We start from the raw sequence: 25428 nt of genomic DNA on the forward strand, positions 1-25428 counted from the left end.
ATGCGACCCGAAGGGTCTGCATTTCAGGGGCGCGGGGAACTGCGCGATCAGCCCCCCCCCCCCCCCCCCCCCCCCCCCGCCCCCCCCCCCCCCCCCCCGCCCCCCCCCCCCCCCCTCAGCTCTTTGGTGCTTGACCGTGCTCGGTGGTGCTTGACCTGCTCAGCTCTTGATGGCGCCGGTGAGCACGCCCTTGGTGAAGTACTTCTGCAGGAAGGGGTAGACGATCAGGATCGGCACGGTGGCGATCACCAGGACGGCCATCTGCGTCGTCTGCGGGGCGGAGACCATGCCGGCCTCGCTCAGCCCGGTGTCGGCGATCTGGGCGCCGCCGATCACGTACGTGCGCAGCACCTGGGAGAGCGGCCAGTGGTCGGACTCCAGGTAGATCGAGGCGTGGAACCAGGCGTTCCAGTAGCTGACCGCGTAGAAGAGGCCGACCACCGCGAGCGCCGCCTTCGACAACGGGAGCACGATCCGCCAGAACACCGTCCAGTCGCCCGCGCCGTCCAGCCGGGCCGCCTCGTACAGCTCCTCCGGGATGCCCTGGAAGAAGCCGCGCAGGACGACGAGGTTGAACACGTTGATCAGGACGGGCGCGATCAGGGCGGCGTACATGTTCTGCATGCCCAGGCCCTTGACCAGCAGGAACGCGGGGATCATGCCGGGCGGGAAGAGGAACGTGAACAGCACGACCAGCAGGACGGGCTTGCCGCCGAAGACGCCGGGCCGGCTCAGCGCGTACGCCAGGCACGCGGTGCAGGCCAGCGAGGCGAACGTACCGATCGCGGTGATCCCGACGCTCACGCCGAGTGCCTTCGTCACGATGCCGCCGCTGAGGATCTGCTCGTAGGCGCGCAGGGTGGGATCGGTGGGCCACAGGACCCAGCCGCCGTTCGCCACGACCTCCTTGTTGGAGGCCAGCGACGTCGAGATGATCACCAGGAACGGGACCAGGACCAGGGCCAGGAGCACCAGGACGGCCACGCCCTTGGCCGCCTTGGTGACCGGCTTGGGCTTCTCCATCCAGGCCGGACGGTCGACTCGGGTGGACGTGCTGCTCACTTGTAGACCCCCTGCTCGCCGAGCTGGTGCGCGATGCGGTTGGCGACGAAGACAAGGAGGGCGCCGACCAGGCCCTTGAAGAGGCCGGCCGCGGTGGCGTAGCCGATGTCGCCGCCGATGATGCCCTGCCAGTAGACGAAGGTGTCGAGCACCTCGCCGACCTCCGGTCCCACCGACGGGCGCTGGAGCAGCATCTGCTCGAAGCCGACGGAGAGGATGTCGCCGAGCCGCATGATCAGCAGCAGCACGACGATCGGCCGGATCGACGGCAGCGTCACGTGCCAGAAGCGGCGCCAGGGCCCGGCCCCGTCGATCGCGGCGGCCTCGTACTGCTGCTCGTCGACCTGCATCAGCGCGGCCAGGAAGATGATCGTGCCCCAGCCGGCGTCCTTCCAGATCACCTCGGCGACCACCAGCGGGCGGTACGCGTCGGGGTTGCCGATGATGTCGACGGTGTGCAGCCCGGTGTCGCCCAGGAAGCTGTTGAGCAGGCCGGTGTCCGACAGGACCTGCTGGAACAGGGCGACGACGATCACCCACGACAGGAAGTGCGGCAGGTAGACGACGGACTGCACGAAGCGGCGCAGCAGATCCGAGGTCAGGCTGTGCAGCAGCAGCGCGATCCCGAGCGGCACCGGGAAGTAGAACACCAGCTGGAGCACGGCGATGTAGAGCGTGTTCCACGTCGCGTGCCAGAAGTCGGGGTCGCCGAACATCCGGCTGAAGTTCCCGAACCCGACCCAGGGGCTGCCCCACAGGCCGGCGAACGGGTCGTACTCCTTGAACGCCACGACGTTCCCGACGAAGGCGCCGTAGTGGAAGACCAGGAAGTACGCGACGCCCGGCACCATGAGCAGCAGCAGCGTGCGACTGCTCCGAAAACGTTTCCACCTGCTGTCGCGTCGACCTATGACGGCCTTTGTGCCGGTTTCCGGCCCACCGGGAGAGTCAGCCACCCCGGCTTCGGGCCTTTCCTTCGCCACCGTGGGCACGGGAACCCCTCCGTCGTTCGAACAAGGTGAGGCGGAATCTAAAACGGTTACTACGGCCGGTCAACCCCCTTGGCGCAGGGAAGTATTGAACGTACTGTCGTCCCGTGCCCGACCATCTGAGGCACTGCTGTAACCGGTTACAGAGGTCTGCCGCGACATCCCGCGCGACCTCGTGCGAGATCCTTGCGAGGAGAGGTAGGAGCGCGTGACGGCACACCGACCGACCGCGGCACTGGCCATGGGGGCCCAGGTGGTGGAGCGGGTCTTCCCGCCCGACCTGCGCGAACGGCTGGACCGCAGCGTGCGGTTGGCGGCCCCGCCGCTGACCGGGCCGCTCGACGCGCCCGAGGCCGTCGCGGCCCTCGCCGAGGCGGAGATCCTGGTGACCGGCTGGGACTGCCCGCCGCTCACCCGGGAGGTGCTCGACAGCGCGCCGCGCCTCAAGGCGGTGATCCACGCGGCCGGTTCCGTACGGCCCATCGTCACGGATGCCGTCTGGGAGCGTGGGCTGCTCGTGTCCTCGGCGGCCGACGCCAACGCCGGGCCCGTCGTGGCCTACACCCTCGCCGCGATCACCTTCGCGGCGAAGGGGGCGCTGGCCACGGCCGCGGCGTACGCGACGGCCTGGCCGGGCTTCACCGAGCGGGACGGGGCCGACGGGCGCACCGTCGGCGTCATCGGAGCCTCCCGCATCGGGCGCCGGGTCATCGAGGGGCTACGGGCGGACGACGCCGGGTACCGGGTGCTGCTGTGCGACCCGTACGTCGACGACGCGGAGGCCGCACGGCTCGGCGTCGAGCGGGTCTCGCTCGCCGAGCTGTGCCGGCGCAGCACGATCGTCAGCGTGCACGCGCCGCTGCTGCCCGAGACGCGGGGGATGCTGAGCGCTCAGATGCTGGCGCTGGTGCCGGACGGGGGGACCGTGATCAACACGGCTCGGGGCGCGCTGGTCGACAACGAGGCGCTGGCCGTGGAGTGTTCCGCGGGGCGGCTGTCGGCCTACCTCGACGTCACGTGGCCCGAGCCCCTGCCCTCCGGGCATCCGCTGCTCGGGTTGCCCAACGTGCTCGTCACTCCGCATGTGGCGGGGGCGCAGGGGAGTGAGGTGCGGCGGCTCGGGGTGTTCGCGGTGGAGGAGGTCGAGCGGGTCGTCGCGGGCCTTGAGCTGCGGGGCGGCACGGGGCGGGGGGACATGGCGCGGGTCGCCTAGGGCGTGTGTCGAAAGTCCCGTCGTTCGCCCGAAGGGCGGGCCCCGCGGTGTCCGGTGCGTGCGATCGCAAGGCGCCGGAGCGTCCTCATAGCGGAGCTATTAGGTCGTTTCGGCAACGCCGCGAGCGTGCGTGCCGGGCGCCGCGGGGCAGGCGGGACTTTCGACACACGCCCTAGTCGTCTGGGGGTTGCCCGTGGTTCGCGGCTGCGGGCCGGTGGGGCTTCTCGCGCAGTTCCCCGCGCCCCTGAAATGCATGCCCTTCGGGCGCATTTCCCCGATCAAGGCGCAGGGCGCCTGTTGTCGGGGGAAGGCGCGGCGAAGCCGCATGCCTTCCAGGGGCGCGGGGAACTGCGCGACCAGCCCCCACCGGCCGGTGGTCGCGACCGATGGGGGCTGGGCAGATGCTCGCGTCGGCGTAAGCCTCAGCCGCGGCGACCGTAGGACGACACGTAACCCGAGGTCGGCGAACCGACACCCGTCACGTCGTCGTACCCGCGGACCGCCTTCAGGGACGCGTCCTTACCGAGGCTGCGAACCGAGGTGAGCAGCCCGTCCGCCGCATCGGCCCCGTTCGCGAAGTCGACCCGCGCCACCGCGAGGTCACCCTTCACCGGCTGGTCGGTGACGTCGTGGTAGACCCGCGACCCGTAGTGACCGTAGATCACCGGGTTCGCGAACCCGATCGCCTGCCCGCCACGCACCTGCTGCGCCAGCGCCTGCACACCCGCGATCACGGGCGCCGCCAGCGACGTACCGCCGATGCGGTACTCGTCGTAGCCGAGCGAGCCGTCGGGCAGGGTCTGCGTCTGGCCCACCAGGAAGCCGGTGTTGGGGTCGGCGACCGCGGCGATGTCGGGCACGACGCGGTTCAGGCCGCCGTTGGCGTGCGCGAGCTCACCCGGGACGACACCCTTCTGGTAGAAGGGCTGCGGGACGGTCTTGCTGGTGCCGCCGCCCGCACCGGAGGTGTACGCGCCGGGGAAGTCCGTCCAGCTCTTGCCGTCGGCCGACAGGCTCGACTTGAGCGTGCCCCAGCCGGTCTCCCACTGGTACGTGTCGCCCTTGCCGACGGCCAGCGAGGTACCGCCGACGGCGGTCACCCAGGCCGAGTTGGCGGGCGTGTCGACCTGCTTCGTACCGGTCGACGCGACGTTGTCGCCGTTGTCGCCGGACGAGAAGTAGAAGCCGATGCCCTCGACGGCGCCGAGCTGGAACACCTGGTCGTAGGCGGTGGCCAGTTCGGGCGTCTGGTTGGCCTCGACGTCGCCCCAGGAGTTGGAGACGATGTCGGCCAGGTGCTTGTCGACGACCTTGTGCAGCGAGTCGAGCAGGTCGTCGTCGTAGCAGGACGAGGCGCCCACGTACGTGATGCCCGCCTGCGGCGCCACCGCGTGCACGGCCTCGACGTCGAGGGTCTCCTCGCCGTACCAGCCGGCCGCGCCGCACTCCTCGGTCTTCGTGTAGTTCTTCGGCAGGGCCTGGTTGAACTGGCCCTTCGCGTACGGCGCGTCACCGTGCTTGGACGCGTACTCCGCCGCGTCCTTCGCGATCGTCGGCGAGGCGTACGCGTCGGTGATCGCGACCCGCACCCCCTTGCCGGTCGCCTTGCCGGCGCCGTAGGCCGCGCGCAGCTGCTTGCCGGTGTACCCCTTGATCGCGTAGGGCACCTTGCCGCCGTACGCGTCAGGGAGCGTCGTCGCGATCTTCGAGCCGTAGTACGAGGAGAACGGCCCGGAGTTGCGGAACACCGCGTCCGGCGGCGGCAGCTGGTCCTTCTTCGTCGCCTTGTGCGGGGCGCTGTCCAGGCCGGTGACCGTGAGCACGGCGCCGTCGAGGGAGGCGGGCACGGAGGCGGTCCGGGCCGGGGCCCGGTAGGTGTGACCGCTCTTGGCGAAGTCGTGCAGCTGGGTGCCGAACGCCTTCTCGGTCGCGGCCACGTCACCCGACACGGATATGTAGTGCTCCGTGGTGCCGGTGACGGTCAGACCCGCGGCCTTCAGCCACGCGGTGACCTCGGCGACCTGCTGCTGCGTCGCGCCGAAGCGGTCGCGCGCCTGCTTCGCCGTCAGGAACTTGCCGTACTGGCGCGACTTCGGGTCGGACACGGCGCGCGCGTACGCGGCCAGGCCCTTCGCGTCGCGTCCCGCGAGGTAGACGCGGGTGTGGACCGTGTTGCCGTCCGGGGTGGCGCCGCGGTCGGCGGAGCCGGTGGCCCACAGCGGCTTGGTGCCGGAGAGCGTGTCGCGGGCGCCCGTGTCGGCCTGTGCGGCCGGGGTGGCGAGGGCGAGTGCGCCGGCCAGCAGCGGCAGTGTCGCCGCGATGCTCAGGCCTGCTCTGGCGCGGGTGCGGCGAGTGCCGCGGATGGATCTCATCGTGGAAACCCCCTGGGTGAGGTGCACATGTGATGCACACGCAGAGGGCCCCCACTCTCACCATCAACCGTTCACGTGAGGGGAATGGAACGATCAAGTTGGCGTCAAGTCGAGTCAAGTCCGGTCGGGAGGCGTCGGTTTGACGCCGTTTTGGCCTGACCTGACCGATCCGGACGCATCGCGCTACGGCCGGGCGCCGCGCTCCTTCAGCATCCCCGTCATCAGGTCGATCTCCGACTGCTGTGACTCCACCATGCCGCGCGCCAGGCGCCGTTCGGCCTTCACCTCGCAGCGCTTCACACAGCCCTCGGCCATGTGCACCCCACCCTTGTGGTGGGCGATCATCAGCCGCAGATAGCCGACCTCGGCGTCCCGGCCGCGCTTCCCGCGCAACGCCTCCAACTGCGTGTTCGTCGCCATCCCCGGCATCAGCGCCCCGTCCTCACCGGCCGGCGCGTCCCCCATCCCCATCCACGTCATCGGCGGATCGGCGGACACCTTGGGCAGCTCCCACAGATCGAGCCAGCCGAGCAGCATCCCGCGCTGGTTCGCCTGCGTCTGCGCGATGTCGTAGGCGAGCCGCCGCACGTCCTCGTCGCGCGTCCCGTCGCGCACGATGTACGACATCTCGACGGCCTGCTGATGGTGCACGGCCATGTCCCGGGCGAAGCCCGCGTCCGCGGAGTCCGCGGACGGCACCGCCACCGAGGCCGGGGCCGGCGGGTGGTCCCCGTCGGCCACCGCGTACGTGACCGCGCCGGCCGCGACGAGCACCGCCGCCGCGGCCGGCACCAGCCACCTGGTCGCGATCGTCACCCGCTCAGACCACCCGTGCACGCCGCACCCGGCTCGGGCGTCTGCCGTCCCTGCACGAACCGCTCGAAGAACGCGCCGAGCGCCGGGTCCGAGGCGCTCTTCACCGTCCGCTGGTGCCCCCAGGCACTGAGCATGATCGGGTCCTTCTGGTCCTCGACCGGGCTCATCAGCGAGTACGGGGTCGCCTTCACCTTCTTCTCCAGCGCGGCGACGTCGGCGTCGGAGGCCTTGCCGTTGTACGTCACCCAGACCGCGCCGTGCTCCAGGGCGTGCACCGCGTTCTCGTTCGGGATCGCCTTGCCGTAGACGTCGCCGTTGCAGTTCATCCACACCTGGTTGTGGTCGCCGCCGACCGGCGGCTCCATCGGGTACGTGACCTTCTTCGCCACGTGGTTGCGGGCGAGCTTGCCGCTCCAGGTGCCGACGCCGTCCTTGTCGTAGCTGAAGTGCCCGGAACCGGCCGCGCCCTTCGCGTCGGACTTCGCGCCGGCCTTCGCGGACGACGCGTCGTCGTCGCCGCCCTTGCTGACGGCCCAGGCGCCCGCTCCTATCAGGGCGGCCACGACGGCCGTGCTCGCGACGACGACGGAGATCCGGCGGCGCCGCTCGCGGGCCCGCTCGGCGCGCCGCATCTCCTCGATGCGGTCCCGGGCGGACAGAGGGGTCGTGCTCTTGGCGGAACCCATGCAGAGTCCTTCTGTGAAAAGGATGAGACGGACGGGTCCGCCGATCGTAGTGGGGAAACAGGGGTCGCGGGAGACGGCTTCCGGCCCAGGTGCGGGCCCCCTGTCGTGCGGCTGGACGGCGGCAGGCACTATGGCCGGAAGGGGACCGGCAGGCACTATGAGAACCACACCGGCCGATCAAGGACGATCATGGTCGGCAACGCGCACGAAACGGGCGTGTGGTGGGATGGAAGCAGGCCTTTCGACGGCGTTGGAGCAGGCGGCCTGACCAGCAAGGATGGGTGGAAGCGGAAGATGGACAAGCAGCAGGAATTCGTGCTCCGGACTCTCGAGGAGCGCGACATCCGGTTCGTACGCCTGTGGTTCACGGACGTGCTCGGCTTCCTCAAGTCGGTGGCCGTGGCCCCCGCCGAGCTTGAACAGGCATTCGACGAGGGAATCGGCTTCGACGGCTCCGCCATCGAGGGTTTCGCCCGCGTCTACGAGTCCGACATGATCGCCAAGCCGGACCCGTCCACCTTCCAGGTCCTGCCCTGGCGCGCGGAGGCCCCCGGCACGGCCCGCATGTTCTGCGACATCCTCATGCCCGACGGCTCCCCGTCCTTCGCCGACCCGCGCTACGTCCTCAAGCGCGCCCTCGCCAAGACCTCCGACCTCGGCTTCACCTTCTACACCCACCCCGAGATCGAGTTCTTCCTGCTCAAGCACAAGCCGCTGGACGGCTCGCGCCCCACGCCGGCCGACAACTCCGGCTACTTCGACCACACCCCGCAGAACGTGGGCATGGACTTCCGCCGTCAGGCGATCACCATGCTCGAGTCGATGGGTATCTCGGTCGAGTTCAGCCACCACGAGGGCGCCCCCGGCCAGCAGGAGATCGACCTGCGCTACGCCGACGCCCTCTCCACGGCGGACAACATCATGACCTTCCGCCTGGTCATGAAGCAGGTGGCCCTCGAACAGGGCGTGAACGCGACCTTCATGCCCAAGCCGTTCTCCGAATACCCCGGCTCCGGCATGCACACCCACCTCTCCCTCTTCGAGGGCGACCGCAACGCGTTCTACGAGTCCGGCGCCGAGTACCAGCTCTCCAAGGTCGGCCGCTCCTTCATCGCGGGCCTGCTGCGCCACGCGGCCGAGATCTCCGCGGTCACCAACCAGTGGGTCAACTCCTACAAGCGCATCTGGGGCGGCTCCGAGCGCACCGCCGGCGCCGGCGGCGAGGCCCCCTCGTACATCTGCTGGGGCCACAACAACCGCTCGGCCCTCATCCGCGTCCCCATGTACAAGCCCGGCAAGACCGGCTCGGCCCGCGTCGAGGTCCGCTCCCTCGACTCCGGCTGCAACCCCTACCTCGCCTACGCCGTCCTCCTCGCCGCCGGCCTCAAGGGCATCGAGGAGGGCTACGAACTCCCGCCCGGCGCCGACGACGACGTCTGGGCCCTGCGCGACGCCGAACGCCGCGCCCTCGGCATCGAACCCCTCCCGCAGAACCTCGGCGAGGCAATCGCCCTCATGGAACGCTCCGAACTCGTCGCCGAAACCCTCGGCGAACACGTCTACGACTTCTTCCTCCGCAACAAGAAGCAGGAGTGGGAGGAGTACCGCAGCGAGGTCACCGCCTTTGAGCTGCGGAAGAACCTGCCGGTGCTGTAGGGCAGTTCGGAACGGTTTGCGGGCGACCTGGCGTCGCGCGCCGCGGCCCGGGCACGCGTATTGCGTGTCCGGGCCGTGCGGTGCTTGGGGGTGTGTCAGGCGGCGAGGGTCTTCGTGAGGGCGGCCAGGCCGTCGGTGTAGATGGTGGTGAAGAGGTCGACGACTTCCTGTTCGGTGGCGTCGACCGGGTGGAAGCGGCCGGACCACTGGACCTCGGCGAGGTCGTCGTGGCCGGGGACGGGGTGGACGCGGAGCGTGGAGACGTAGCCGTCGACGGGGAAGGGGGCCTCGAGGATGGCGCAGCTGTAGTGGCGTTCGGCCTCGCTGAAGTCGACGAGGCGTTCGATGATGACGTCGCCGTCGGGGTTGGTGAGGCGGCGGACGCGGCCGCCTTCGAGGGCGGTGGACTGGGGGATGTAGGGGAGCCAGTCGGGGAGGGCGTCGAAGCCGCCGATGAGGTTCCAGACCTGCTGGGGGGCGGCGGGGACGGTGCGGGAGACAGAGGTGGAGGCCATGGGTGCTGCTGCTCCTGGGAGGTCGTTCAGGCGTGAGGTGGTTCAGGCGTTGTGGGGGAGGGGGGCTGCCGGGCTGACCAGGCCGGCGGCGCGCAGGTCGGTCCAGAAGGCGGCCGGGATCGTCTCGTCGAGGGCGGCGGTGTCCTCGGCGATGCGGGTGGGCTTGGTGGCGCCGGGGACGACGGCCGCGGAGGCGGGGTGGGCCAGGGAGAACTGGAGGGCGGCGGCCTTGATGGAGACGCCGTGCCGGGCGGTGAGGTCCTTCAGCTTGGCGACCCGCTCGATGATGTGGGCGGGGGCCTGCTGGTACTCGAAGTGGGTGCCACCGGCGAGGATGCCGGAGCTGTAGGGGCCGCCGACGACCATGTCGACACCCTGCTCCTGGGCCAGGGGGAGCAGACGCTGCAGGGCGTGCTCGTGGTCGAGGAGGGTGTAGCGGCCGGCCAGGAGGAATCCGTCGGGCTGCGGCTCGTCGAGGGCGAGGGTCAGCTCGATGGGCTCGGTCTTGTTGACGCCCAGGCCCCAGGCCTTGATGACGCCCTCGTCGCGCAGGCGGGACAGGACGCGGAAGGCGCCGGTGCGGGCTTCCTCGAACTTCTGGATCCAGGCGTCGCCGTGGAAGTCCTGGGCGATGTCGTGGACCCAGACGATGTCGAGGCGGTCGGTGCCCAGGCGCTTGAGGCTGCCCTCGATGGAGCGTTCGGTGGCTTCGGCGGTCCATTCGTGCAGGAGCTTGTTCGGGTTGCCGTGCTCGAACAGGCCGCCCTTCTCGCCGAAGTCGGGGACGTCGCTCTCGATCTCGTCCAGGACGACCCGGCCGACCTTCGTGGACAGGACGTACTCGTCCCGGGGCTTGGCGGACAGGACCTGGCCCAGCCGCTCCTCGGACAGGCCCGCCCCGTAGAAGGGAGCGGTGTCGAAGTAGCGCACACCCTGGTCCCAGGCGGCCTCGACGGTGGCGGCGGCCTCGGCGTCGGGGATGGCGCGGAACATGTTGCCGAGCGGGGCGGTACCGAAGCCGAGACGGCCGGGGAGGATGTTCTTGAGCGACATGAGGGAAGTGCCTTTGCGTGATGTGGGGGAGGAGGGGGAGGGGGTGGCCCCTCCTGTGAGCGCCGCTTCTAGATGCAAGCGCGCCTTACATGTGAAGACAATACTTGCGCACGCTGGCTAATGCAAGAGCCTTCTTTACGCGTTCGCGCTGTAAGTGGGTCGTGTCTGTCCGTGCCCGCCCGGTCCGATGGCCGGCGGCCCGGTATCGTCCGGTCTCGATCCGCCGTCCCGGCGGACCGCGTTAGGAGAGCGGTACGTATGACCACCACCCGGCAAGCGACGACAACCCTGTGGCGCCCCACCGGCCCCGTCGAGCTGGACCTGGTGCGGGAGCTGAACTGGCGTGCCTGGCCGCCCCGGCTGCCCGAGCAGCCGATCTTCTACCCGGTCCTGAACGAGGACTACGCGATCCGGATCGCCCGGGACTGGAACGTGAAGCACGACGGCGCCGGCTTCGTCACCCGGTTCGAGGTCGACTCGGAGTTCCTGAGTCGCTATCCCGTGCAGCAGGCCGGCGGCCGGACGATCCTCGAACTCTGGGTACCGGCCGAGGAGTTGGACGAGTTCAACGCCCACATCGTGGGTGAGATCCAGGTCGTCCACCGGTTCGGCTGACGGCGGCGCCGGCACCGCGCCCGTGTCGCCGTCAGGGCCGGAGCGCGTCCCGCAGGGGCACGGTCTTCCTGCGGCGGTACTCCTGGATCGCCCAGCCGTTGCCGTCCGGGTCCGTGAAGTGCATGAACGTGCCGCCGTCGGACGGGCCGAACTGGACGGGTTCCGAGACGTCCAGGCCGCGGGCGAGGAGTTCCTCGCGGGCGGCCTTGATGTCGGTCACCACGAGCTGGAGGCCGTGGTAGGTGCCGGGGGTCGGGGTGCCCGTCGGGTTCGGGATGTTCTGGCTGAGGACGATCGAGCAGCCGGAACCGGGTGGGGTCAGCTGGACGAGACGGCTGCCCGGCATCAGCTCGCGGTCGACGTCGCAGCGGAAGCCGACCTTGTCGACGTAGAAGGCCTTCGCCCGGTCGAGGTCCGAGACGGGCAGCGGGATCACTTCGAGGGTCATCTCCATGAGTCAAAGGTAGGCCGGTGAGACCGCTGCCGTGGCGAGACGGCGAGGAGTGCCCGAGCCGTCGGCCGGGACGGAGTAGAGGTCGGCGCCGTAGTCACCGGGGAGCGCGTACGTGACGTGGGCGGGGTCGCTCCAGACCGCCTGGTCGTCGACGCTGCGGGTCTCGGCGAGCGGGGTCTCGCGGCCGGTGGCCAGGTCCAGGACGTACAGGCGCCACGGGGCGTCGGCGGGGAGGCCCGGGACCCGCTTCTTGTAGGCGATGCGCGTGCCGTCGGGGGACAGGGACGGGCACTCGACGTTGCGGTGGACGGTGGTGACCGTGCGGCGGTGCAGGTCGCCGCGGACCAGGTAGGTGGCCCCGTGCGTGGCGAGCGTCGCGTAGAAGTGCCGGTCGTCGCGGGCGAACGTCACGCCCCAGAAGTTCGCGTCCGTCGCCCGGTACGGCTTGCCGTCCTTGACGATCGCGTACGTCTCCAGAGTGGGGGTGAGTTTCCCGGTGGCCGTGTCGAGGATCGCGGCCCGGGTCGAGAAGTTCGTCCCCGCGTAGCTGTCACCGCCGACGAACGCCGTCCACGCCGCGTACCGGCCGCTCGGCGAGACCCGGGCGCGGGAGGGGACGCCGGGGACCGGGTAGTGGGCCTTCTCGTGGAGGCGGGCGTCCAGGACGGTGGCCCGGTAGGTGTCGGCGAGGGGGCCGTGCACGGCCTGGAGACAGATTCCGGTGCCCGCGCTCGCGTAGAAGCGCAGGCACTTGCGGCCCGTCGAGGTGGCGGTACGGGGGCCGCCCGGCGCCCCGGCCGGGACCGCGGCGAGCTCGTCGCGGTGCGGGCCCCAGGCCATGTTGCGGAACACCAGGCGCCGGCCGCCCGGGGTCAGCGCGACCTGCCCGGAGGCCACCGCCGGGCCGCCGGGCCGGGCCTGGTCCCTGCGTTCGGCACGCGCCGACGCGTGCAGCACGGCGGCCGTCGCGACGGCGGCGAGCGCGAGCACCGCGGCGAGGAGGACCGTGAGGCGGGTGCGGGTGCCGCCCAGGCGGGGCGGCCGGCCGCCCCCGGCCTCGGCTCCGGCCTCGGGCGCGGGGCCCGCCACGGAATCGCCCGGCACCGAATCGCTCGCAGGGTCCGGCGGCACGGGACCGTCAGTCGTACGGGACGTCATACCGGAGCCGTCTCTTTCGTGCGGGGGCGGAGGGCGTACGAGACCGTGGCGGCGGCCGTCAGGAGCAGGGCCGCCACCGTCAGCGCGCTCCGGTCGCCCCACGCCGTCCAGAGCGCCCCGAACCCGAGGGAGCAGGCGAACCGGGCGAGGGCCTGGCCCGTCTGGACGACGGCGAGGCCGGTGGAGCGGCGGTCGGCGGGCAGCCCGGTGGAGGCGGCCGCCATCAGGACGCCGTCGGTCGCCGCGTAGAACGTGCCGTGGAGCAGGAGCACCGCGTAGGGCAGCGCGGGGCTGTGCGCGTGGGTGAGCAGCAGGCCGTAGACCGCGAGCAGGGCGCCGTGGCCGGCCAGGAACACCGGCCAGGCGCCGACCCGGTCGGCCAGTCGGCCCAGGGGCGCCGCGAGGAGCAGGAAGGCCGCCGCCGTGCCGAGTGGAAGGAGCGCGAACCAGCGCTCCGGCACGCCGAGTTGGCGTTGCAGGACGAGGTAGACGAACGCGTCGCTGACCGTGGCGAGGCCGAGCAGGGCCGCGCAGATCGTGGGGCGGACGACGGCCGACGGCAGGCGTAGGCGCAGGTGCGGCCGTACGGCCGGGCGTTCAGGCGGAGTCGCCGGAGCCGCCGGGGTCGATGGGGTCGCCGGGGTCGATGGGGTCGTCGAGGGCGTCCGGCCCGGTACGAACAGGACCAGGACGATCACCCCGAGCACGGCCACACAGAAGCTCACCGTGAAGACGGCGTCGTAGCCGTCGACGGTCGCCCGCAGGATGAGGAAGGCGGCCAGCGGCCCGAGCAGCGCGCCCGCCGTGTCCATCGCCCGGTGCACGCCGAACGCCCGTCCCCGCGCGGCCGGTTCGCTGGACAGGGAGATGAGGGCGTCGCGGGGCGCCGTGCGCAGGCCCTTGCCGGTGCGGTCGGCGGCGAGCACCGCGCCGAAGGACGCCAGCGATCCCGCCACGAGCAGAAGCGGCTTGCACAGGGCCGAGAGGCCGTAGCCGAGGACGGCGACCGCCTTGTGCCGGCCGCCGCCCCGGTCGGCGATGTGCCCGCCGAGCAGCCGCACCACGGCCGAGAAGCCGTTGTAGACGCCGTCGAGGAGGCCGAAGCCGAGGGGGCTCAGACCGAGGCCCGCCACCAGGTACAGCGGCAGCACCGCCGTCACCATCTCCGACGAGACGTCCGTGATCAGACTGACCGTGCCGAGGGCGAGCACGGTCGGGCCCACGGCGCGCCGCCGCCCGGCACCGGGCCGGGCGGCGGGCTCCGCGGACGCCGGCGCCGAAGGAGTGGCGCGGCTGTCCGCTACGTACATGTCAGGACGTCCAGATGCCGGTGATGTCCTTGGCCGACGCGGCGTTGCCCGCGTGCGTCGACAGGCCGTGCATGTCCTCCAGGGTGCGCAGGAGGTCGTAGTGGTTGTAGGTGGTGGCGGAGGTGGCGCCCGGGGTCACCTGCTGGCCGTAGAGGACGGTGGGGATCTTGTTGCCGCTGAGGCGGTTGTCCTCGTCGAAGGTGACGACGAGGAGGCTGTTGTGGGCCTTGGCCCAGGTCGCGTACGCGCCCAGGTTGTTCTTCAGCCAGGTGTCACCCGTGGAGACCGAGCAGTCGTGCATGTCGCTGCACAGGTTCGGCACGACGAAGGAGACCTGGGGGAGCGTCGAGAAGTCCGTGGGGAACTGGGCGAAGGTCTTCGCCGACGACGTCGGTACGTTGCTGAAGCCGAACCACGGGTTGTGCTTGCGGGCGTACTTCCCGGAGGAGCAGGTCGTCGAGCCCTGGCTGGGGAGGGTCTCGTTGTAGCTGGCCCAGGTCTTGCCCGCGCCGATCAGCTCCGAGGCGAGGTTCGGGGCGGAGGAGAAGCCGGGGGTGTAGCAGCTGTCGTCCGTGATCCCCTGGGTGGAGCCGGAGAACAGGGCGAAGTAGTTGGGCTGGCTGGGGTGCGTCTCGGCGTACGAGGCGGTGAGGTTGGCGCCGCCCGACTTCAGGCTGTTGATGTAGGGCGCGCTGGAGGAGTCGATGACCTGGTTGTACGCGTGGTTCTCGAAGACCACGACGACGACGTGGTCGGGGGTGGGCACGGTCGCCGCGGCGTGCGCGGTGCCGGCGCCGGTGAGGGCGAGCCAGCCGCCGGTCGCGGCCGTGGCCAGGGCGAGGGCCGAGGCGACGGCCTTGCCGCGGGCGCGGCGGAACAGTGATCTGCCGGACACGTGAGCCTCCGTGTGGGGGAGTGACGGGACCTTGGCGGTGCGGACAGAGCATGCACACGCCAAAATACCCGGGTGTCGGGCCTTCGGACCCCTTCGGGTGAACGATGGATGAACCCTCGGGCCCGCCCCGCCTCACCCGGACCCGCCTCACCTGGACCCGCCTCGCCCCGCCTCCCGCGTGAGCGCCCCTCAGCGCTCCGAGAGCGGCGACGGGGCCTCCTGGACCGTCCAGCCGTTGCCGTCCGGGTCACGGAAGAACATGAACGAGTTCCACTCGCCGCCCGGCCCGTCCTCCCAGCCCTGCGGCCCCGCGTGCTGCACCGGCGAGACCGCGACGCCGCGCGCCACCAGCTCCTCGCGGGCCGCCGCGATGTCCGTGACGCACACCTGGAGGCCGGTGAGCGAGCCCGGTGTCATCGTCTGCTGGTCCGGCGCGCCCGGCAGGCCCTCGGTGAGGCTGATCGAGCAGCGCGAGCCCGGCGGCGTCAGCTGCACGATGCGGACGCCCGGGGCCACCTCGGTGTCCAGGTCGACCTTGAAACCCACCTTCTCCGCGTAGAACTCCTTGGCACGGTCCACTTCGGAGACGGGGACGACGACCACTTCGAGGGTCCACTCCATGATGCGACCTTGACCTTTCGGGCGATCGGGGTGCGACTCTCGCATCCTCCCGCTCCCGTACAGACTCCGCACCCGCGCTCGACTCATCGGTCCCCCACGGTCCGCAGTAGGCTCAGCACCGGGCTTGTTGATCGAACAGGAGGCCGGGATGTCGGTGCCGCGGGGCCGCAGGAGCAGTACGTTCACCCGGCTGCTGAGGCACGGATTCACCGACCCGTCCGCCGCCGAGCGACTGCTCGACGCCGACGCGCTGTCCGCCGTACGGTCCGACCCGCTGCTCCTCGACGCCCTCGGCGCCACCGCCGACCCCGACCTGGCGCTCCTCGGCCTCGTCCGGCTCGCCGAGGCGCAGGAGCGGGACTCCGGAGAGACCGGCCGGCGCGAGCTGCTCGACACCCTCATCACCGCGAAGCCGCTGCGCGACCGCCTCCTGGGCGTCCTCGGCGCCTCCGAGGCCCTCGCCGACCACCTGGCCCGCCACCCCGGCGACTGGCAGGCCCTCGTCACGTACGAACCCCGCGATCTGCACCCGGGCGTCGAGGAGTTCGAGCGCGGCCTCGCCGAGGCCGACGACCCCGTGTCGCTGCGCGTGGCCTACCGCCGCTGCCTGCTGTCCATCGCCGCCCGCGACGTGTGCGGCACCACCGACATCACGCAGACCGCCGCCGAACTCGCCGACCTCGCCACCGCGACCCTGCGCGCCGCCCTCACCCTGGCCCGCACCGCCGCGCCCGGCGACGCCGCCCAGTGCCGGCTCGCCGTCATCGCCATGGGCAAGTGCGGCGGCCACGAACTCAACTACGTCTCCGACGTCGACGTCATCTTCGTCGGTGAGGCCGCCGAGGGCGCCGACGAGGGCAAGGCGCTCCAGGCCGCGACCCGGCTCGCCTCGCACATGATGCGGATCTGCTCCGAGACCACCGTCGAGGGCACCATCTGGCCCGTCGACGCCAACCTCCGCCCCGAGGGCCGCAACGGCCCGCTCGTGCGCACCCTCGCCTCGCACCTCGCCTACTACGAACGCTGGGCCAAGACCTGGGAGTTCCAGGCGCTGCTCAAGGCGCGCGCCGTCGCGGGCGACCCCGAGCTCGGCGAGGCGTACGTCAAGGCCGTCTCCCCGCTCGTCTGGCAGGCCGCCGAGCGCGACAACTTCGTGCCCGACGTGCAGAAGATGCGCCGCCGCGTCATCGAGAACATCCCGGCGGGCGAGGTCGAGCGCGAGCTGAAACTCGGCCCCGGCGGCCTGCGCGACGTCGAATTCGCCGTCCAGCTCCTCCAGTTGGTGCACGGCCGCTCCGACGCCTCGCTGCGCAGCGGCACCACCCTGGACGCGCTCGCCGCCCTCGCCGACGGCGGCTACGTGGGCCGCGTCGACGCCGTCCAGCTCGACGACGCCTACCGCTTCCTGCGCACCCTCGAACACCGCATCCAGCTCTACCGGCTGCGCCGCACCCACCTCGTCCCCGAGGACGACGCCGACCTGCGCCGCATCGGCCGCTCCATGGGCATGCGCACCGAGCCGATCACCGAGCTCAACCGCGCCTGGAAGCGCCACACCTCCTCCGTGCGCCGCCTGCACGAGAAGCTGTTCTACCGGCCGCTGCTCGACGCCGTCGCCCAACTCGCGCCCGGTGAGACCCGGTTGAGCACCGAGGCCGCGCGCGAACGGCTCGTCGCGCTCGGCTACGCGGACCCCAGCGCCGCCCTGCGCCACCTGGAGGCCCTCGCCTCCGGCGTCTCCCGCAAGGCCGCCATCCAGCGCACCCTGCTGCCCGTCCTGCTCGGCTGGTTCGCCGACTCCGCCGACCCCGACGCGGGCCTGCTGAACTTCCGCAAGGTCTCCGACGCCCTCGGCAAGACCCCCTGGTACCTGCGGCTGCTACGGGACGAGGGCGCCGCCGCCGAGAACCTGGCCCGCGTCCTGTCCGCCGGCCGGCTCGCCCCCGACCTGCTGATGCGGGCCCCCGAGGCGGTCGCCCTGCTCGGTGACCCGCACGGCCTCGACCAGCGCGGACACGCCCAGTTGGAGCAGGAGGTGCTCGCCGCGGTCGGCCGCGCCGACGGCGCCGAGCAGGCGGTCGGGGCCGCGCGCGGGGTGCGCAGGCGCGAGCTGTTCCGCACCACCGCGGCCGACATCATCGCCTCGTACGGCACCGAGGACCAGCCCGTCGTCGCCGACCAGGGCGCGCTCGTCGACCGGGTCGGCTCCGCCGTCTCCGACCTGACGGCGGCCACCCTCGCCGGGACGCTGCGGGCCGTCGTCCGCGCCGGCTGGGGCGACACCCTGCCCACCCGCTTCGCCGTCATCGCCATGGGCCGCTTCGGCGGACACGAGCTGGGCTACGGATCCGACGCCGACGTGCTGTTCGTGCACGAGCCCCGCGAAGGCGTCGACGACCACGAGGCCGCCCAGGCCGCCAACAAGGTCGTCGCCGAGATGCGCCGGCTGCTCGCCCTGCCCACCGCCGACCCGCCGCTGCTCATCGACGCCGACCTGCGCCCCGAGGGCAAGTCGGGCCCGCTCGTGCGCACCCTCAAGTCCTACGAGGCGTACTACCGGCGCTGGTCGCTGGTCTGGGAGGCCCAGGCACTGCTGCGGGCCGAACCGGTCGCCGGGGACGCCGAGTTGGGCCGCGCCTTCCTCGACCTCGTCGACCCGCTGCGCTACCCGGCCGAGGGCCTCGGCGACGACGCCGTCCGCGAGATCCGGCGGCTCAAGGCCCGCATGGAGTCCGAGCGGCTGCCGCGCGGCGCGGATCCGACGCTGCACACCAAGCTCGGGCGCGGCGGACTGTCCGACGTGGAGTGGACCGTGCAGCTGATGCAGCTTCAGCACGGCTGGGCCGAACCGGGATTGCGCACGACCCGCACGCGGGAGGCGCTCGGCGCGGCGTGCGCGGCCGGTCTCATCCCGGGCGAGGAGGCGGAGGTCCTCGACGAGGCGTGGGTGCTGGCCACGCGGGTGCGGAACGCGGTGATGCTGGTGCGAGGGCGGGCCGGGGACACGTTCCCGTCCGACGGGCGCGAACTCGGGGCCGTCGGACGGTACCTGGGGTACGACCCCGGGCACGTCGGGGACATGCTGGACGACTACCGGCGGATCACCCGGCGGGCCCGGGCGGTGGTGGAGGAGCGTTTTTATGGGGCGTAGGCCTCCGGCGGTTCGGCGGGGGGCGCCTCTTCGTCTGCCTGGTTGAGCGTTCGTGGGCGGCTGCGGGTCGTGGTCCGTCCTCGCGCAGTTCCCCGCGCCCCTGAGATGCGCACTTCGTGCGGCATCTCAACTGGCCTCCAGCATCGTGCGGCAATGTTTGATGAACGCCGTCAAGGCCAGTTCGAACGAAGCGTCTGCTCGGGCGTCCGGGAGGGCGGCCAAGGCCTGTTGCAGGAGGGGGGTCTCCACCTCCTCCGGTAGTTCCCACATCGCCTCCGGGGCCGCCAGGTCCAGGGCCGAGCCGAGGACCGTGTTCTCCAGGGCGATGATCAGCGGCATCACGTCCCGCAGCGCGAACCCGGCGTCGAGCAGCACCCGTACCGCCAGCTCGTACTGCTCAAGGACCCGTGGCGCCCGCACCGGGTTCGTCGTCAGCAGCGGGATGGCCCGGGGGTGCGCGGCGAACGCGGCGCGGTAGGAGCGGGCCCAGCCCGCCATCGCCTCGTCCCAGGGCAGCCCCGAGGTGAGCGGCCCCGGGTCGATCGCCCCCGCGACCCGTTCGCGCAGCAGCTCCACGATGCCGTCCCGCCCGTCCACGTGGTGGTAGACGGAACCCGTCTGCACCCCCAGCGCCCGCGCGATCTGCGGCACGCTGAACTCGCCCGTCTCGTCGACGAGCCGGAGCGCCGTCGTGGTGATGCGCTCCCGGTCCAGGAGTGGCTTGCTCGGCCGTCCCATCCGCCCTGCTCTCCGCTCTCTTCCGTCCCCGTGCGGGCCCCTTCCGGAAAAACAGGTCTTCCCGTAGGCCCGACGGGGAGGTTACATTGCGGAAACCGAAAGCCTTTAGATTTACGCCCCGCCGTCACCCGGCACGGCCTTCCGCCGCTCCTGCCTGCCGCCTGAAGGGCCCCTCCCCTCATGTCCGTGACCTCCCCGAAGACCGCTCCGCCGAGCGCCGCCCCGGCCGGCCTGCGCACCGGCAGCCTCGGCACCTCCGACATCGCCTTCTTCGTCGTCTCCGCCGCTGCCCCGCTCACCGTCATGGCCGGAGTCGCGCCCATCGCCATCGCCCTCGGCGGCATCGGAGCCCCGGCCGGCTACCTCCTCGCGGGCCTCACGCTCGCCGTCTTCGCCGTCGGCTTCACCACGATGAGCCGGCACGTGAAGGGCGGCGGCGCCTTCTACTCGTACATCACCCAGGGCCTCGGCCGGCCCGCCGGCATCGGCGCCGCCCTGCTCGCCATGGTCGGCTACAACGGCATGGAGATCGGCGTCTACGGGCTCCTCGGCAGCGCCACCCAGGACACCGTGCACGCCCTGTTCGGCGCCGACATCCCCTGGCTGCCCGTCTCCCTCGCCGGACTCGCGCTCATCTGGTACGGCGGCTTCCGCTCCATCGACTTCGGCGCGAAACTCCTCGGCGTGCTGCTCGTCGCCGAGACCGGCATCCTCGTCCTGCTCGCCGGGGGAGTGCTCCTCAAGGGCGGCGCGCACGGCCTGTCCGCCGCGTCCTTCGCGCCCTCCAACGTCCTCGTGCCCGGCACGGCCGCCGTCCTGGCCTTCGCGTTCGCCGCGTTCACCGGCTTCGAGTCGACCGTCATCTACCGCCGCGAGGCCCGTGACCCCGACCGCACGGTGCCGCGCGCCACCTACATCGCCGTCGCCTTCCTCGGCCTCTTCTACGCCTTCACCGTGTGGATCGCCGTCCAGGCCTTCGGCGACGCGGACGTGGTCAAGGCCGCCGGATCCGACCCCGCGAACCTCTTCTTCACCGCCATCACCACCTTCGTCGGCGGCTGGGCGGCCGACCTGATGCACGTCCTCATCGTCACCAGCGTCATCGCCTCCCTCCTCGCCTTCCACAACGCCATCAACCGCTACGGCCTCGCCCTGGCCGACGAGGGCGTCCTGCCGCGCTCCTTCGCCCGCGTCCACCCCAGGCACCGCTCGCCGTACGTCGCCGGGCTCGCCCAGAGCGCCCTCGGCGCGGTCGTCGTCCTCGCGTTCTGGGCGGCCGGAGCGGACCCGTACAACCAGCTGCTGCTCTGGGTGAACACGCCCGGCATGCTCGGCCTCATGGCCCTCCAGCTCCTCGCGGCGCTCGCGGTCCCGTTCTTCTTCCGCCGGGCCTCCCACCGGGAGGGCCGCGCCCGCACGGTCTGGGCCCCGGCCGCGGCGACGGTCCTGCTCGGGGCGGCGATCGTCCTGGTGATCGGCCACATCGACCTCTTCACCGGAGCGTCCCCCCTCGCCAACTGGATCATGGTCGCGGTGGCCCCCGCCGTCTTCCTCCTCGGCTTCCCCCTGGCGCATCGCCTCAAGACCCGGCGCCCCGAGGTCTACGAGGCCTTCGGCAGCAAGTGACGACCCGCACCCGACCCCGACCAAGGACCCGCACCATGCCCCAGGCCGACCTCCTGCTCACCGACACCCGCATCCGCACCCTCGACCCGGCCCGGCCGGAGGCCACCGCCCTCGCGATCAAGGACGGCCGTATCGCGGCACTGGGTGACACGGCCACCCTGACCCGCGACTGGACCGGCACCGGGACCGAGCGGCTGAGCCTCGCCGGAGCCACCGTGACCCCGGGCTTCGTCGACTCCCACAGCCACCCGGTCTGGGGCCTCCAGATGTCCGCCGGCGCCGACCTCACCGGCGTCCAGGATCTCGACGCCCTCCGCGCGGCGCTGCGCACGGCGCCCCGGATCGACGGCTGGGTCATCGGCTGGGGCCTGGACCACAACGCCTTCGGCGGCCGCCCCGTCCACCACGACCTCATCGAGGACGTCCTCGACGGCGCCCCCGCCTTCCTGCGCCTCTACGACGGCCACTCCGCGCTCGCGAGCACCGCCGCGCTGGCCGCCGCGCAGGTGACCGGCCCGCGCGAGTTCGCCCAGCGAGCCGAGATCGTGTGCGACGCCGAGGGCCGCCCGACCGGGCACCTGATCGAGCACGCGGCGATGGACGTCGTCGACGCGGTCGTGCCCCGGCTCTCGTACGCCAAGCGCCGCGCGGGCCTCGTCGACCTGCTCAAGGGCATGGCCGCCACCGGACTGACCGGCGCCCACGTCATGGACGGCGCCGACCTCGAGCTCCTCGCCGCCGTCGAGGAGGACACCGATCTGCCGCTGCGGCTCACCGTCGCGCCCTGGTGCATGCCCGGCGTGGACCAGGACGGCCTCGACGAGCTGATCGCCCTCCAGAAGCGCGGCGGCCGGGACTGGCGGGTCGGCGCGGTCAAGTTCTTCATGGACGGCACCGTCGAGGGCGGCACCGCCTGGCTGGAGCAGGCCGACTGCCACGGCCGCGGCACGGACGCGTTCTGGCCCGATCCGCAGGCGTACAGCGCCGCCGTACGGACCCTGCACGCGGCCGGCGTCCGCACCGCCACCCACGCCATCGGCGACGCCGCCGTACGGCACGCGCTCGACACCATCGAGGCGCTCGGCGCGAGCGGTCGCGACGCGCACCGCATCGAGCACATCGAGACGGTGCCGGACGACACGCTGCCGCGGTTCGCGGCGCTCGGCGTCGCCGCGTCGATGCAGCCGCCGCACACCGCGTACACCAAGGGTGACCACAGCGACGAGTGGTCGAAGCGGCTGGGGGCCGAGCGGGCCGGGCGGGCCTGGCGCACGCGGGATCTGCGGGACGCGGGGGCGGTGCTCGCGCTCGGGTCCGACTGGCCGATCGCGCACTTCGACGCGCGGCGGGTGCTGGCCATGGCTCGGGTGCCGGAAGGGGCGGCGGGGGCTCGGCCCGGGCTGACGGGGATCGAGGCGCTGGAGGGGGTCACCTCGCATGCGGCGATCGCCTCCGGCGAGGCGCATCTCGGGGGGCGGATCGCGGTGGGGCTGCGCGCGGATCTGACGGTGCTCGGGCTCGACCCGGTTCTCGCCTCGCCGGACGAGGTGGCGCAGGCGCCGGTCGTTCTGACCACGGTCGGTGGCCGCGTCACGCATCGCGGCGAGTAGCCCCTCGAAGGGGGTGGTTCGGTCGCCACGGGTCTGCGGCCCGGTGGGGGCTGGTCGCGCAGTTCCCCGCGCCCCTGAAAGGCTGCGGCTTCGCCGCGCCTTCCCCAGATGACTGGCGCCCCGCACCTGTATCGGGGAAATGCGACCCGAAGGGTCTGCATTTCAGGGGCGCGGGGAACTGCGCGACAAGCCCCCACCGGCCCGCAGCCGCGACTACACCTTCATCGGCAGGACGGAGGCGGATTCCGTCGCCACAGCCCGCGGCAAGCGGTACGGCAAGGACCCGTACCAGACCCACGCCACCGCGTAGCCGAACGCCAGACACGCCATGCCCCCCACCGCGTCCAGCCAGAAGTGATTCGCCGTGGCCACGATGACGACCAGCGTGACCGCCGGGTACACAAGACCCAGCACACGGACCCACGGCACCGACGCCAGCGCGAAGATCGTGAGCCCGCACCACAGCGACCAGCCGATATGCATGGACGGCATCGCCGCGTACTGGTTCGACATGGTCTTGAGGTTCCCGGAGGCCATGGAGCCCCAGGTCTCATGCACGGCGACGGTGTCGATGAAGTGCCCGCCGGTCATCAGGCGCGGCGGCGCCAGCGGATAGAAGTAGTAGCCGACCAGCGCGACCGCGGTGGTGGCGAACAGGACGAGCCGCGTCGCCGCGTACCGCCCCGGATGGCGACGGAACAGCCACACGAGGACACCGAGCGTGATGACGAAGTGGAGCGTCGCGTAGTAGTAGTTCATGCCGACGACGAGCCAAGTGACGGCGTTCACGGCATGGTTGACGCTCTGCTCGACGGCGATGCCGAGATGGTGCTCGACCTGCCAGATCCAGTCCGCGTTCCGCAGGGCCTGCGCCCTCTGCTCCGGTACCGCGTTGCGCACCAGGGAGTACGTCCAGTAACTCACCGCGATCAGAAGGATCTCGAACCACAGACGCGGGCGGCGCGGGGCGCGCAGACGACGCAGCCGGCCAGGGTCCTGCTCCCCGGCGCGATCGTCCGCGATGGGTGAGTTGGTGGGCCCTTGTCGGCCTTCCACAGTCGTCACGGTCTTTTCACCCATAGACGCAGAGTCTGCCAGATTCCACCCCCCTGTCCGATCATCCCTCGGGCGGGTCCTGGACGCACCCCCTACATCTCAGGAACGAGCCGGACCCCCGAGAGCCGAGGCAGTGGAGCCCCTGACCACCAGCTCGGGCATGAAGACGAACTCGCTGTGCGGGGCCGGGGTCCCGGCGACCTCCTCGAGCAGCGTGTTGACGGCGGCCTGACCCATCGCGTGCACGGGCTTGCGGATCGTGGTCAGGGGCGGGTCCGTGAACGCGATGAGCGGGGAGTCGTCGAAGCCGACCACCGACACCTCCCGCGGCACGTCGAGGCCGCGCTGCCGCACCGCCCGTACGGCACCCAGTGCCATCATGTCGCTGGCGCAGACGAGCGCCGTGCAGCCCCGGTCGAGCAGTGCCGAGGCCGCCGCCTGACCGCCCTCGAGCGTGTACAGGGAGTGCTCGACGAAGTCCCGCTCGACGTCTTCCGGGGACAGTCCGAGCCGCTCGCGCATCGCCCGGACGAAGCCCTCCGTCTTGCGTTGCACCGGCACGAACCGCTTCGGGCCCAGCGCCAGGCCGATCCGGGTGTGGCCGAGCGAGACCAGATGCGTCACGGCGAGTGCCGCCGCGGCCCGGTCGTCGGGGGAGATGAACGGCGCCGCGACCGACGCGGAGAAGCCGTCGACGAGCACGAACGGGACGCCCTGGCCGCGCAGTCGCTCGTAGCGCCGGGTGTCCGCCGTCGTGTCGGCGTGCAGTCCGGACACGTAGATGATGCCGCTGACCCCGCGGTCCACGAGCATCTCGGTCAGCTCGTCCTCGGTCGAACCGCCCGGTGTCTGCGTCGCCAGGACGGGGGTGAACCCCTGCCGGGTCAGGGCCTGCACCACGACCTGGGCGAGCGCCGGGAAGATGGGGTTCTCCAGCTCCGGGGTGATCAGGCCGATCAGGCCCGCGCTGCGCTGTTTGAGCCGCACGGGGCGTTCGTAGCCGAGGACGTCGAGGGCGGCGAGGACGGATTGTCGGGTGGCCGCGGCGACGCCCGGTTTGCCGTTGAGCACGCGGCTGACCGTCGCTTCACTGACCCCCGCCTGTGCCGCTATGTCGGCCAATCGCGCTGTCACGGGCCGACTTTATCGCCCGCTGTGCGGTTCGTCTGTGGGTGCGGAGCGCTCCCGCCGAGCTGGGCTGCGGTCTTCTCGCGACCTCCCGCCCGGTGGGGCTTCTCGCGCAGTTCCCCGCGCCCCTGAAATGCAGACCCTTCGGGTCGCATTTCCCCGGCGCCCGATGAGATGGCGCACGAAGTGCGCATCTCAGGGGCGCGGGGAACTGCGCGACCAGCCCCCACCGGGCGGTGGTCGCGAACGTGCCCCTGCCGTCCACCCCGTGGGCGCGATTTGTGCGGCCCCGCGGCACCGACGAGGCTGTGCGAGGACCTGCCCAGAAACACACGTACCCGGAGCCGAGAACATGCCGCTGATCACCGTCGACCACTCCGCCTCCCTCGACGGCCGGCTGGCCCGAGCGGAGCTCACCGCCGCCGTCCACCAGGCCTGCGTCGACACCGTCGCCGCCCGGATCCCGGCCTGCAAGACGACGTTCCGGCAGGCCGCGCTGACGATCGTCGGCGACGGGGCCGAGCCGGCGCCGGTGCTGCACGTCGAGATCGCGCTGCTCGCGGGCCGCACCGAAGAGGCCAAGGCGGCGCTCGCCGAGACCGTGCTCGGGCTGCTGCCCGCGCACATCAAGGACCCGGCCGGCGTCCACCTGTCGGCCGAGGTGCGGGACCTGGACCCGACCTACCGCTCCGCGATCGGCTGAG

Annotated in this window: 22 protein-coding genes; 7 read left to right on the top strand and 15 right to left on the bottom strand. The window is 71.8% G+C overall.

Going from position 1 to position 25428, the window contains the following annotated elements; translation table 11 throughout:
• Positions 1 to 159: 159 nt before the first annotated feature.
• Together ACZ4E1_RS01105 and ACZ4E1_RS01110 are read right to left on the bottom strand one after the other, a co-directional pair.
• Positions 160 to 1023 (bottom strand): carbohydrate ABC transporter permease, encoded by an 864-nt coding sequence (locus tag ACZ4E1_RS01105; protein WP_467535390.1) that lies wholly within the window; start codon positions 1021 to 1023, stop codon positions 160 to 162.
• Positions 1024 to 1058: 35 nt separating this feature from the next.
• Positions 1059 to 1913: an ABC transporter permease gene (locus ACZ4E1_RS01110; RefSeq protein WP_467534629.1), complete on the bottom strand. Its 855-nt coding sequence runs from the start codon at positions 1911 to 1913 to the stop codon at positions 1059 to 1061.
• Between the two features lie 379 nt (positions 1914 to 2292).
• Between ACZ4E1_RS01110 and ACZ4E1_RS01115 the strand changes: the two genes are divergently transcribed.
• Positions 2293 to 3264 (top strand): hydroxyacid dehydrogenase, encoded by a 972-nt coding sequence (locus ACZ4E1_RS01115; protein WP_467535393.1) that lies wholly within the window; start codon positions 2293 to 2295, stop codon positions 3262 to 3264.
• Between the two features lie 422 nt (positions 3265 to 3686).
• On the opposite strand, the gene ACZ4E1_RS01120 is transcribed toward ACZ4E1_RS01115, so the two are convergent.
• The 3 genes from ACZ4E1_RS01120 to ACZ4E1_RS01130 all read right to left on the bottom strand — a co-directional run bounded on the left by ACZ4E1_RS01120 (position 3687) and on the right by ACZ4E1_RS01130 (position 7138).
• A complete protein-coding gene (locus tag ACZ4E1_RS01120; protein ID WP_467534631.1) occupies positions 3687 to 5636 on the bottom strand; it encodes a S53 family peptidase in 1950 nt (649 codons plus the stop codon).
• A gap of 183 nt (positions 5637 to 5819) precedes the next feature.
• Positions 5820 to 6452 (bottom strand): DUF305 domain-containing protein, encoded by a 633-nt coding sequence (locus tag ACZ4E1_RS01125; RefSeq protein WP_467534633.1) that lies wholly within the window; start codon positions 6450 to 6452, stop codon positions 5820 to 5822.
• Positions 6449 to 7138, bottom strand: coding sequence for a DUF3105 domain-containing protein (locus tag ACZ4E1_RS01130; RefSeq protein ID WP_467534635.1), 690 nt, complete (start codon positions 7136 to 7138; stop codon positions 6449 to 6451). Before ACZ4E1_RS01130 ends, ACZ4E1_RS01125 begins: the two co-directional genes overlap by 4 nt.
• 294 nt (positions 7139 to 7432) lie before the next feature.
• Between ACZ4E1_RS01130 and ACZ4E1_RS01135 the strand changes: the two genes are divergently transcribed.
• Positions 7433 to 8794 carry a glutamine synthetase family protein gene (locus ACZ4E1_RS01135; protein WP_188339280.1) on the top strand — a complete coding sequence of 454 codons (1362 nt, stop codon included), beginning with the start codon at positions 7433 to 7435 and terminating at the stop codon, positions 8792 to 8794.
• Between the two features lie 95 nt (positions 8795 to 8889).
• Here ACZ4E1_RS01135 and ACZ4E1_RS01140 read toward each other — a convergent pair whose 3' ends face one another.
• Complete coding sequence (locus ACZ4E1_RS01140) at positions 8890 to 9309, bottom strand: SRPBCC family protein (RefSeq protein ID WP_467534637.1); 420 nt, start codon at positions 9307 to 9309, stop codon at positions 8890 to 8892.
• 42 nt (positions 9310 to 9351) lie between these two features.
• A complete protein-coding gene (locus ACZ4E1_RS01145; RefSeq protein ID WP_467534639.1) occupies positions 9352 to 10362 on the bottom strand; it encodes an aldo/keto reductase in 1011 nt (336 codons plus the stop codon).
• Positions 10363 to 10620: 258 nt separating this feature from the next.
• On the opposite strand from ACZ4E1_RS01145, the gene ACZ4E1_RS01150 reads away from it, so the two are divergent.
• Positions 10621 to 10977, top strand: a complete 357-nt coding sequence (locus ACZ4E1_RS01150; protein ID WP_467534640.1) for a hypothetical protein — start codon at positions 10621 to 10623, stop codon at positions 10975 to 10977.
• A gap of 31 nt (positions 10978 to 11008) precedes the next feature.
• On the opposite strand, the gene ACZ4E1_RS01155 is transcribed toward ACZ4E1_RS01150, so the two are convergent.
• The 5 genes from ACZ4E1_RS01155 to ACZ4E1_RS01175 form a co-directional block, all read right to left on the bottom strand.
• Positions 11009 to 11431, bottom strand: coding sequence for a VOC family protein (locus ACZ4E1_RS01155; protein WP_467534642.1), 423 nt, complete (start codon positions 11429 to 11431; stop codon positions 11009 to 11011).
• A gap of 3 nt (positions 11432 to 11434) precedes the next feature.
• Positions 11435 to 12520, bottom strand: coding sequence for a TolB family protein (locus ACZ4E1_RS01160; protein ID WP_467534643.1), 1086 nt, complete (start codon positions 12518 to 12520; stop codon positions 11435 to 11437).
• 65 nt (positions 12521 to 12585) lie between these two features.
• A complete protein-coding gene (locus ACZ4E1_RS01165) occupies positions 12586 to 13899 on the bottom strand; it encodes an MFS transporter (RefSeq protein ID WP_467534644.1) in 1314 nt (437 codons plus the stop codon).
• Position 13900: 1 nt separating this feature from the next.
• Positions 13901 to 14794, bottom strand: a complete 894-nt coding sequence (locus ACZ4E1_RS01170; protein ID WP_467534646.1) for an alkaline phosphatase family protein — start codon at positions 14792 to 14794, stop codon at positions 13901 to 13903.
• Positions 14795 to 14983: 189 nt separating this feature from the next.
• Positions 14984 to 15415 carry a VOC family protein gene (locus tag ACZ4E1_RS01175; protein WP_467534648.1) on the bottom strand — a complete coding sequence of 144 codons (432 nt, stop codon included), beginning with the start codon at positions 15413 to 15415 and terminating at the stop codon, positions 14984 to 14986.
• Between the two features lie 148 nt (positions 15416 to 15563).
• Between ACZ4E1_RS01175 and ACZ4E1_RS01180 the strand changes: the two genes are divergently transcribed.
• Entirely contained in the window at positions 15564 to 18566 is a 3003-nt protein-coding gene (locus ACZ4E1_RS01180; protein WP_467534650.1) for a bifunctional [glutamine synthetase] adenylyltransferase/[glutamine synthetase]-adenylyl-L-tyrosine phosphorylase, read from the top strand.
• Positions 18567 to 18692: 126 nt separating this feature from the next.
• Here ACZ4E1_RS01180 and ACZ4E1_RS01185 read toward each other — a convergent pair whose 3' ends face one another.
• Positions 18693 to 19304 (bottom strand): TetR/AcrR family transcriptional regulator C-terminal domain-containing protein, encoded by a 612-nt coding sequence (locus tag ACZ4E1_RS01185; protein ID WP_467534652.1) that lies wholly within the window; start codon positions 19302 to 19304, stop codon positions 18693 to 18695.
• Positions 19305 to 19484: 180 nt separating this feature from the next.
• On the opposite strand from ACZ4E1_RS01185, the gene ACZ4E1_RS01190 reads away from it, so the two are divergent.
• Together ACZ4E1_RS01190 and ACZ4E1_RS01195 are read left to right on the top strand one after the other, a co-directional pair.
• A complete protein-coding gene (locus ACZ4E1_RS01190; RefSeq protein ID WP_467534653.1) occupies positions 19485 to 20930 on the top strand; it encodes an APC family permease in 1446 nt (481 codons plus the stop codon).
• A 35-nt stretch (positions 20931 to 20965) separates the two neighbouring features.
• Positions 20966 to 22540: an amidohydrolase gene (locus tag ACZ4E1_RS01195; protein WP_467534655.1), complete on the top strand. Its 1575-nt coding sequence runs from the start codon at positions 20966 to 20968 to the stop codon at positions 22538 to 22540.
• Positions 22541 to 22753: 213 nt separating this feature from the next.
• On the opposite strand, the gene ACZ4E1_RS01200 is transcribed toward ACZ4E1_RS01195, so the two are convergent.
• Together ACZ4E1_RS01200 and ACZ4E1_RS01205 are read right to left on the bottom strand one after the other, a co-directional pair.
• Complete coding sequence (locus tag ACZ4E1_RS01200) at positions 22754 to 23620, bottom strand: phosphatase PAP2 family protein (protein ID WP_467534656.1); 867 nt, start codon at positions 23618 to 23620, stop codon at positions 22754 to 22756.
• A 75-nt stretch (positions 23621 to 23695) separates the two neighbouring features.
• Complete coding sequence (locus tag ACZ4E1_RS01205) at positions 23696 to 24730, bottom strand: LacI family DNA-binding transcriptional regulator (protein WP_467534658.1); 1035 nt, start codon at positions 24728 to 24730, stop codon at positions 23696 to 23698.
• A 346-nt stretch (positions 24731 to 25076) separates the two neighbouring features.
• Between ACZ4E1_RS01205 and ACZ4E1_RS01210 the strand changes: the two genes are divergently transcribed.
• A complete protein-coding gene (locus ACZ4E1_RS01210; protein WP_467534660.1) occupies positions 25077 to 25427 on the top strand; it encodes a 5-carboxymethyl-2-hydroxymuconate Delta-isomerase in 351 nt (116 codons plus the stop codon).
• Position 25428 lies beyond the last annotated feature (1 nt).

Source organism: Streptomyces sp. NPDC025806 (genome assembly GCF_055558275.1).

Excerpts from the sequence above, each read along its gene's own strand:
- ACZ4E1_RS01155 (WP_467534642.1), bottom strand. The coding sequence starts at position 11,431 with ATGGAGATGACCCTCGAAGTGATCCCGCTGCCCGTCTCGGACCTCGAC.
- ACZ4E1_RS01200 (WP_467534656.1), bottom strand. The coding sequence starts at position 23,620 with ATGGGTGAAAAGACCGTGACGACTGTGGAAGGCCGACAAGGGCCCACC.
- ACZ4E1_RS01145 (WP_467534639.1), bottom strand. The coding sequence starts at position 10,362 with ATGTCGCTCAAGAACATCCTCCCCGGCCGTCTCGGCTTCGGTACCGCC.
- ACZ4E1_RS01165 (WP_467534644.1), bottom strand. The coding sequence starts at position 13,899 with ATGTACGTAGCGGACAGCCGCGCCACTCCTTCGGCGCCGGCGTCCGCG.
- ACZ4E1_RS01210 (WP_467534660.1), top strand. The coding sequence starts at position 25,077 with ATGCCGCTGATCACCGTCGACCACTCCGCCTCCCTCGACGGCCGGCTG.
- ACZ4E1_RS01195 (WP_467534655.1), top strand. The coding sequence starts at position 20,966 with ATGCCCCAGGCCGACCTCCTGCTCACCGACACCCGCATCCGCACCCTC.
- ACZ4E1_RS01180 (WP_467534650.1), top strand. The coding sequence starts at position 15,564 with ATGTCGGTGCCGCGGGGCCGCAGGAGCAGTACGTTCACCCGGCTGCTG.
- ACZ4E1_RS01140 (WP_467534637.1), bottom strand. The coding sequence starts at position 9,309 with ATGGCCTCCACCTCTGTCTCCCGCACCGTCCCCGCCGCCCCCCAGCAG.
- ACZ4E1_RS01185 (WP_467534652.1), bottom strand. The coding sequence starts at position 19,304 with ATGGGACGGCCGAGCAAGCCACTCCTGGACCGGGAGCGCATCACCACG.
- ACZ4E1_RS01120 (WP_467534631.1), bottom strand. The coding sequence starts at position 5,636 with ATGAGATCCATCCGCGGCACTCGCCGCACCCGCGCCAGAGCAGGCCTG.
- ACZ4E1_RS01110 (WP_467534629.1), bottom strand. The coding sequence starts at position 1,913 with ATGGTGCCGGGCGTCGCGTACTTCCTGGTCTTCCACTACGGCGCCTTC.
- ACZ4E1_RS01135 (WP_188339280.1), top strand. The coding sequence starts at position 7,433 with ATGGACAAGCAGCAGGAATTCGTGCTCCGGACTCTCGAGGAGCGCGAC.
- ACZ4E1_RS01175 (WP_467534648.1), bottom strand. The coding sequence starts at position 15,415 with ATGGAGTGGACCCTCGAAGTGGTCGTCGTCCCCGTCTCCGAAGTGGAC.
- ACZ4E1_RS01130 (WP_467534635.1), bottom strand. The coding sequence starts at position 7,138 with ATGGGTTCCGCCAAGAGCACGACCCCTCTGTCCGCCCGGGACCGCATC.
- ACZ4E1_RS01190 (WP_467534653.1), top strand. The coding sequence starts at position 19,485 with ATGTCCGTGACCTCCCCGAAGACCGCTCCGCCGAGCGCCGCCCCGGCC.
- ACZ4E1_RS01150 (WP_467534640.1), top strand. The coding sequence starts at position 10,621 with ATGACCACCACCCGGCAAGCGACGACAACCCTGTGGCGCCCCACCGGC.
- ACZ4E1_RS01115 (WP_467535393.1), top strand. The coding sequence starts at position 2,293 with ATGGGGGCCCAGGTGGTGGAGCGGGTCTTCCCGCCCGACCTGCGCGAA.
- ACZ4E1_RS01105 (WP_467535390.1), bottom strand. The coding sequence starts at position 1,023 with ATGGAGAAGCCCAAGCCGGTCACCAAGGCGGCCAAGGGCGTGGCCGTC.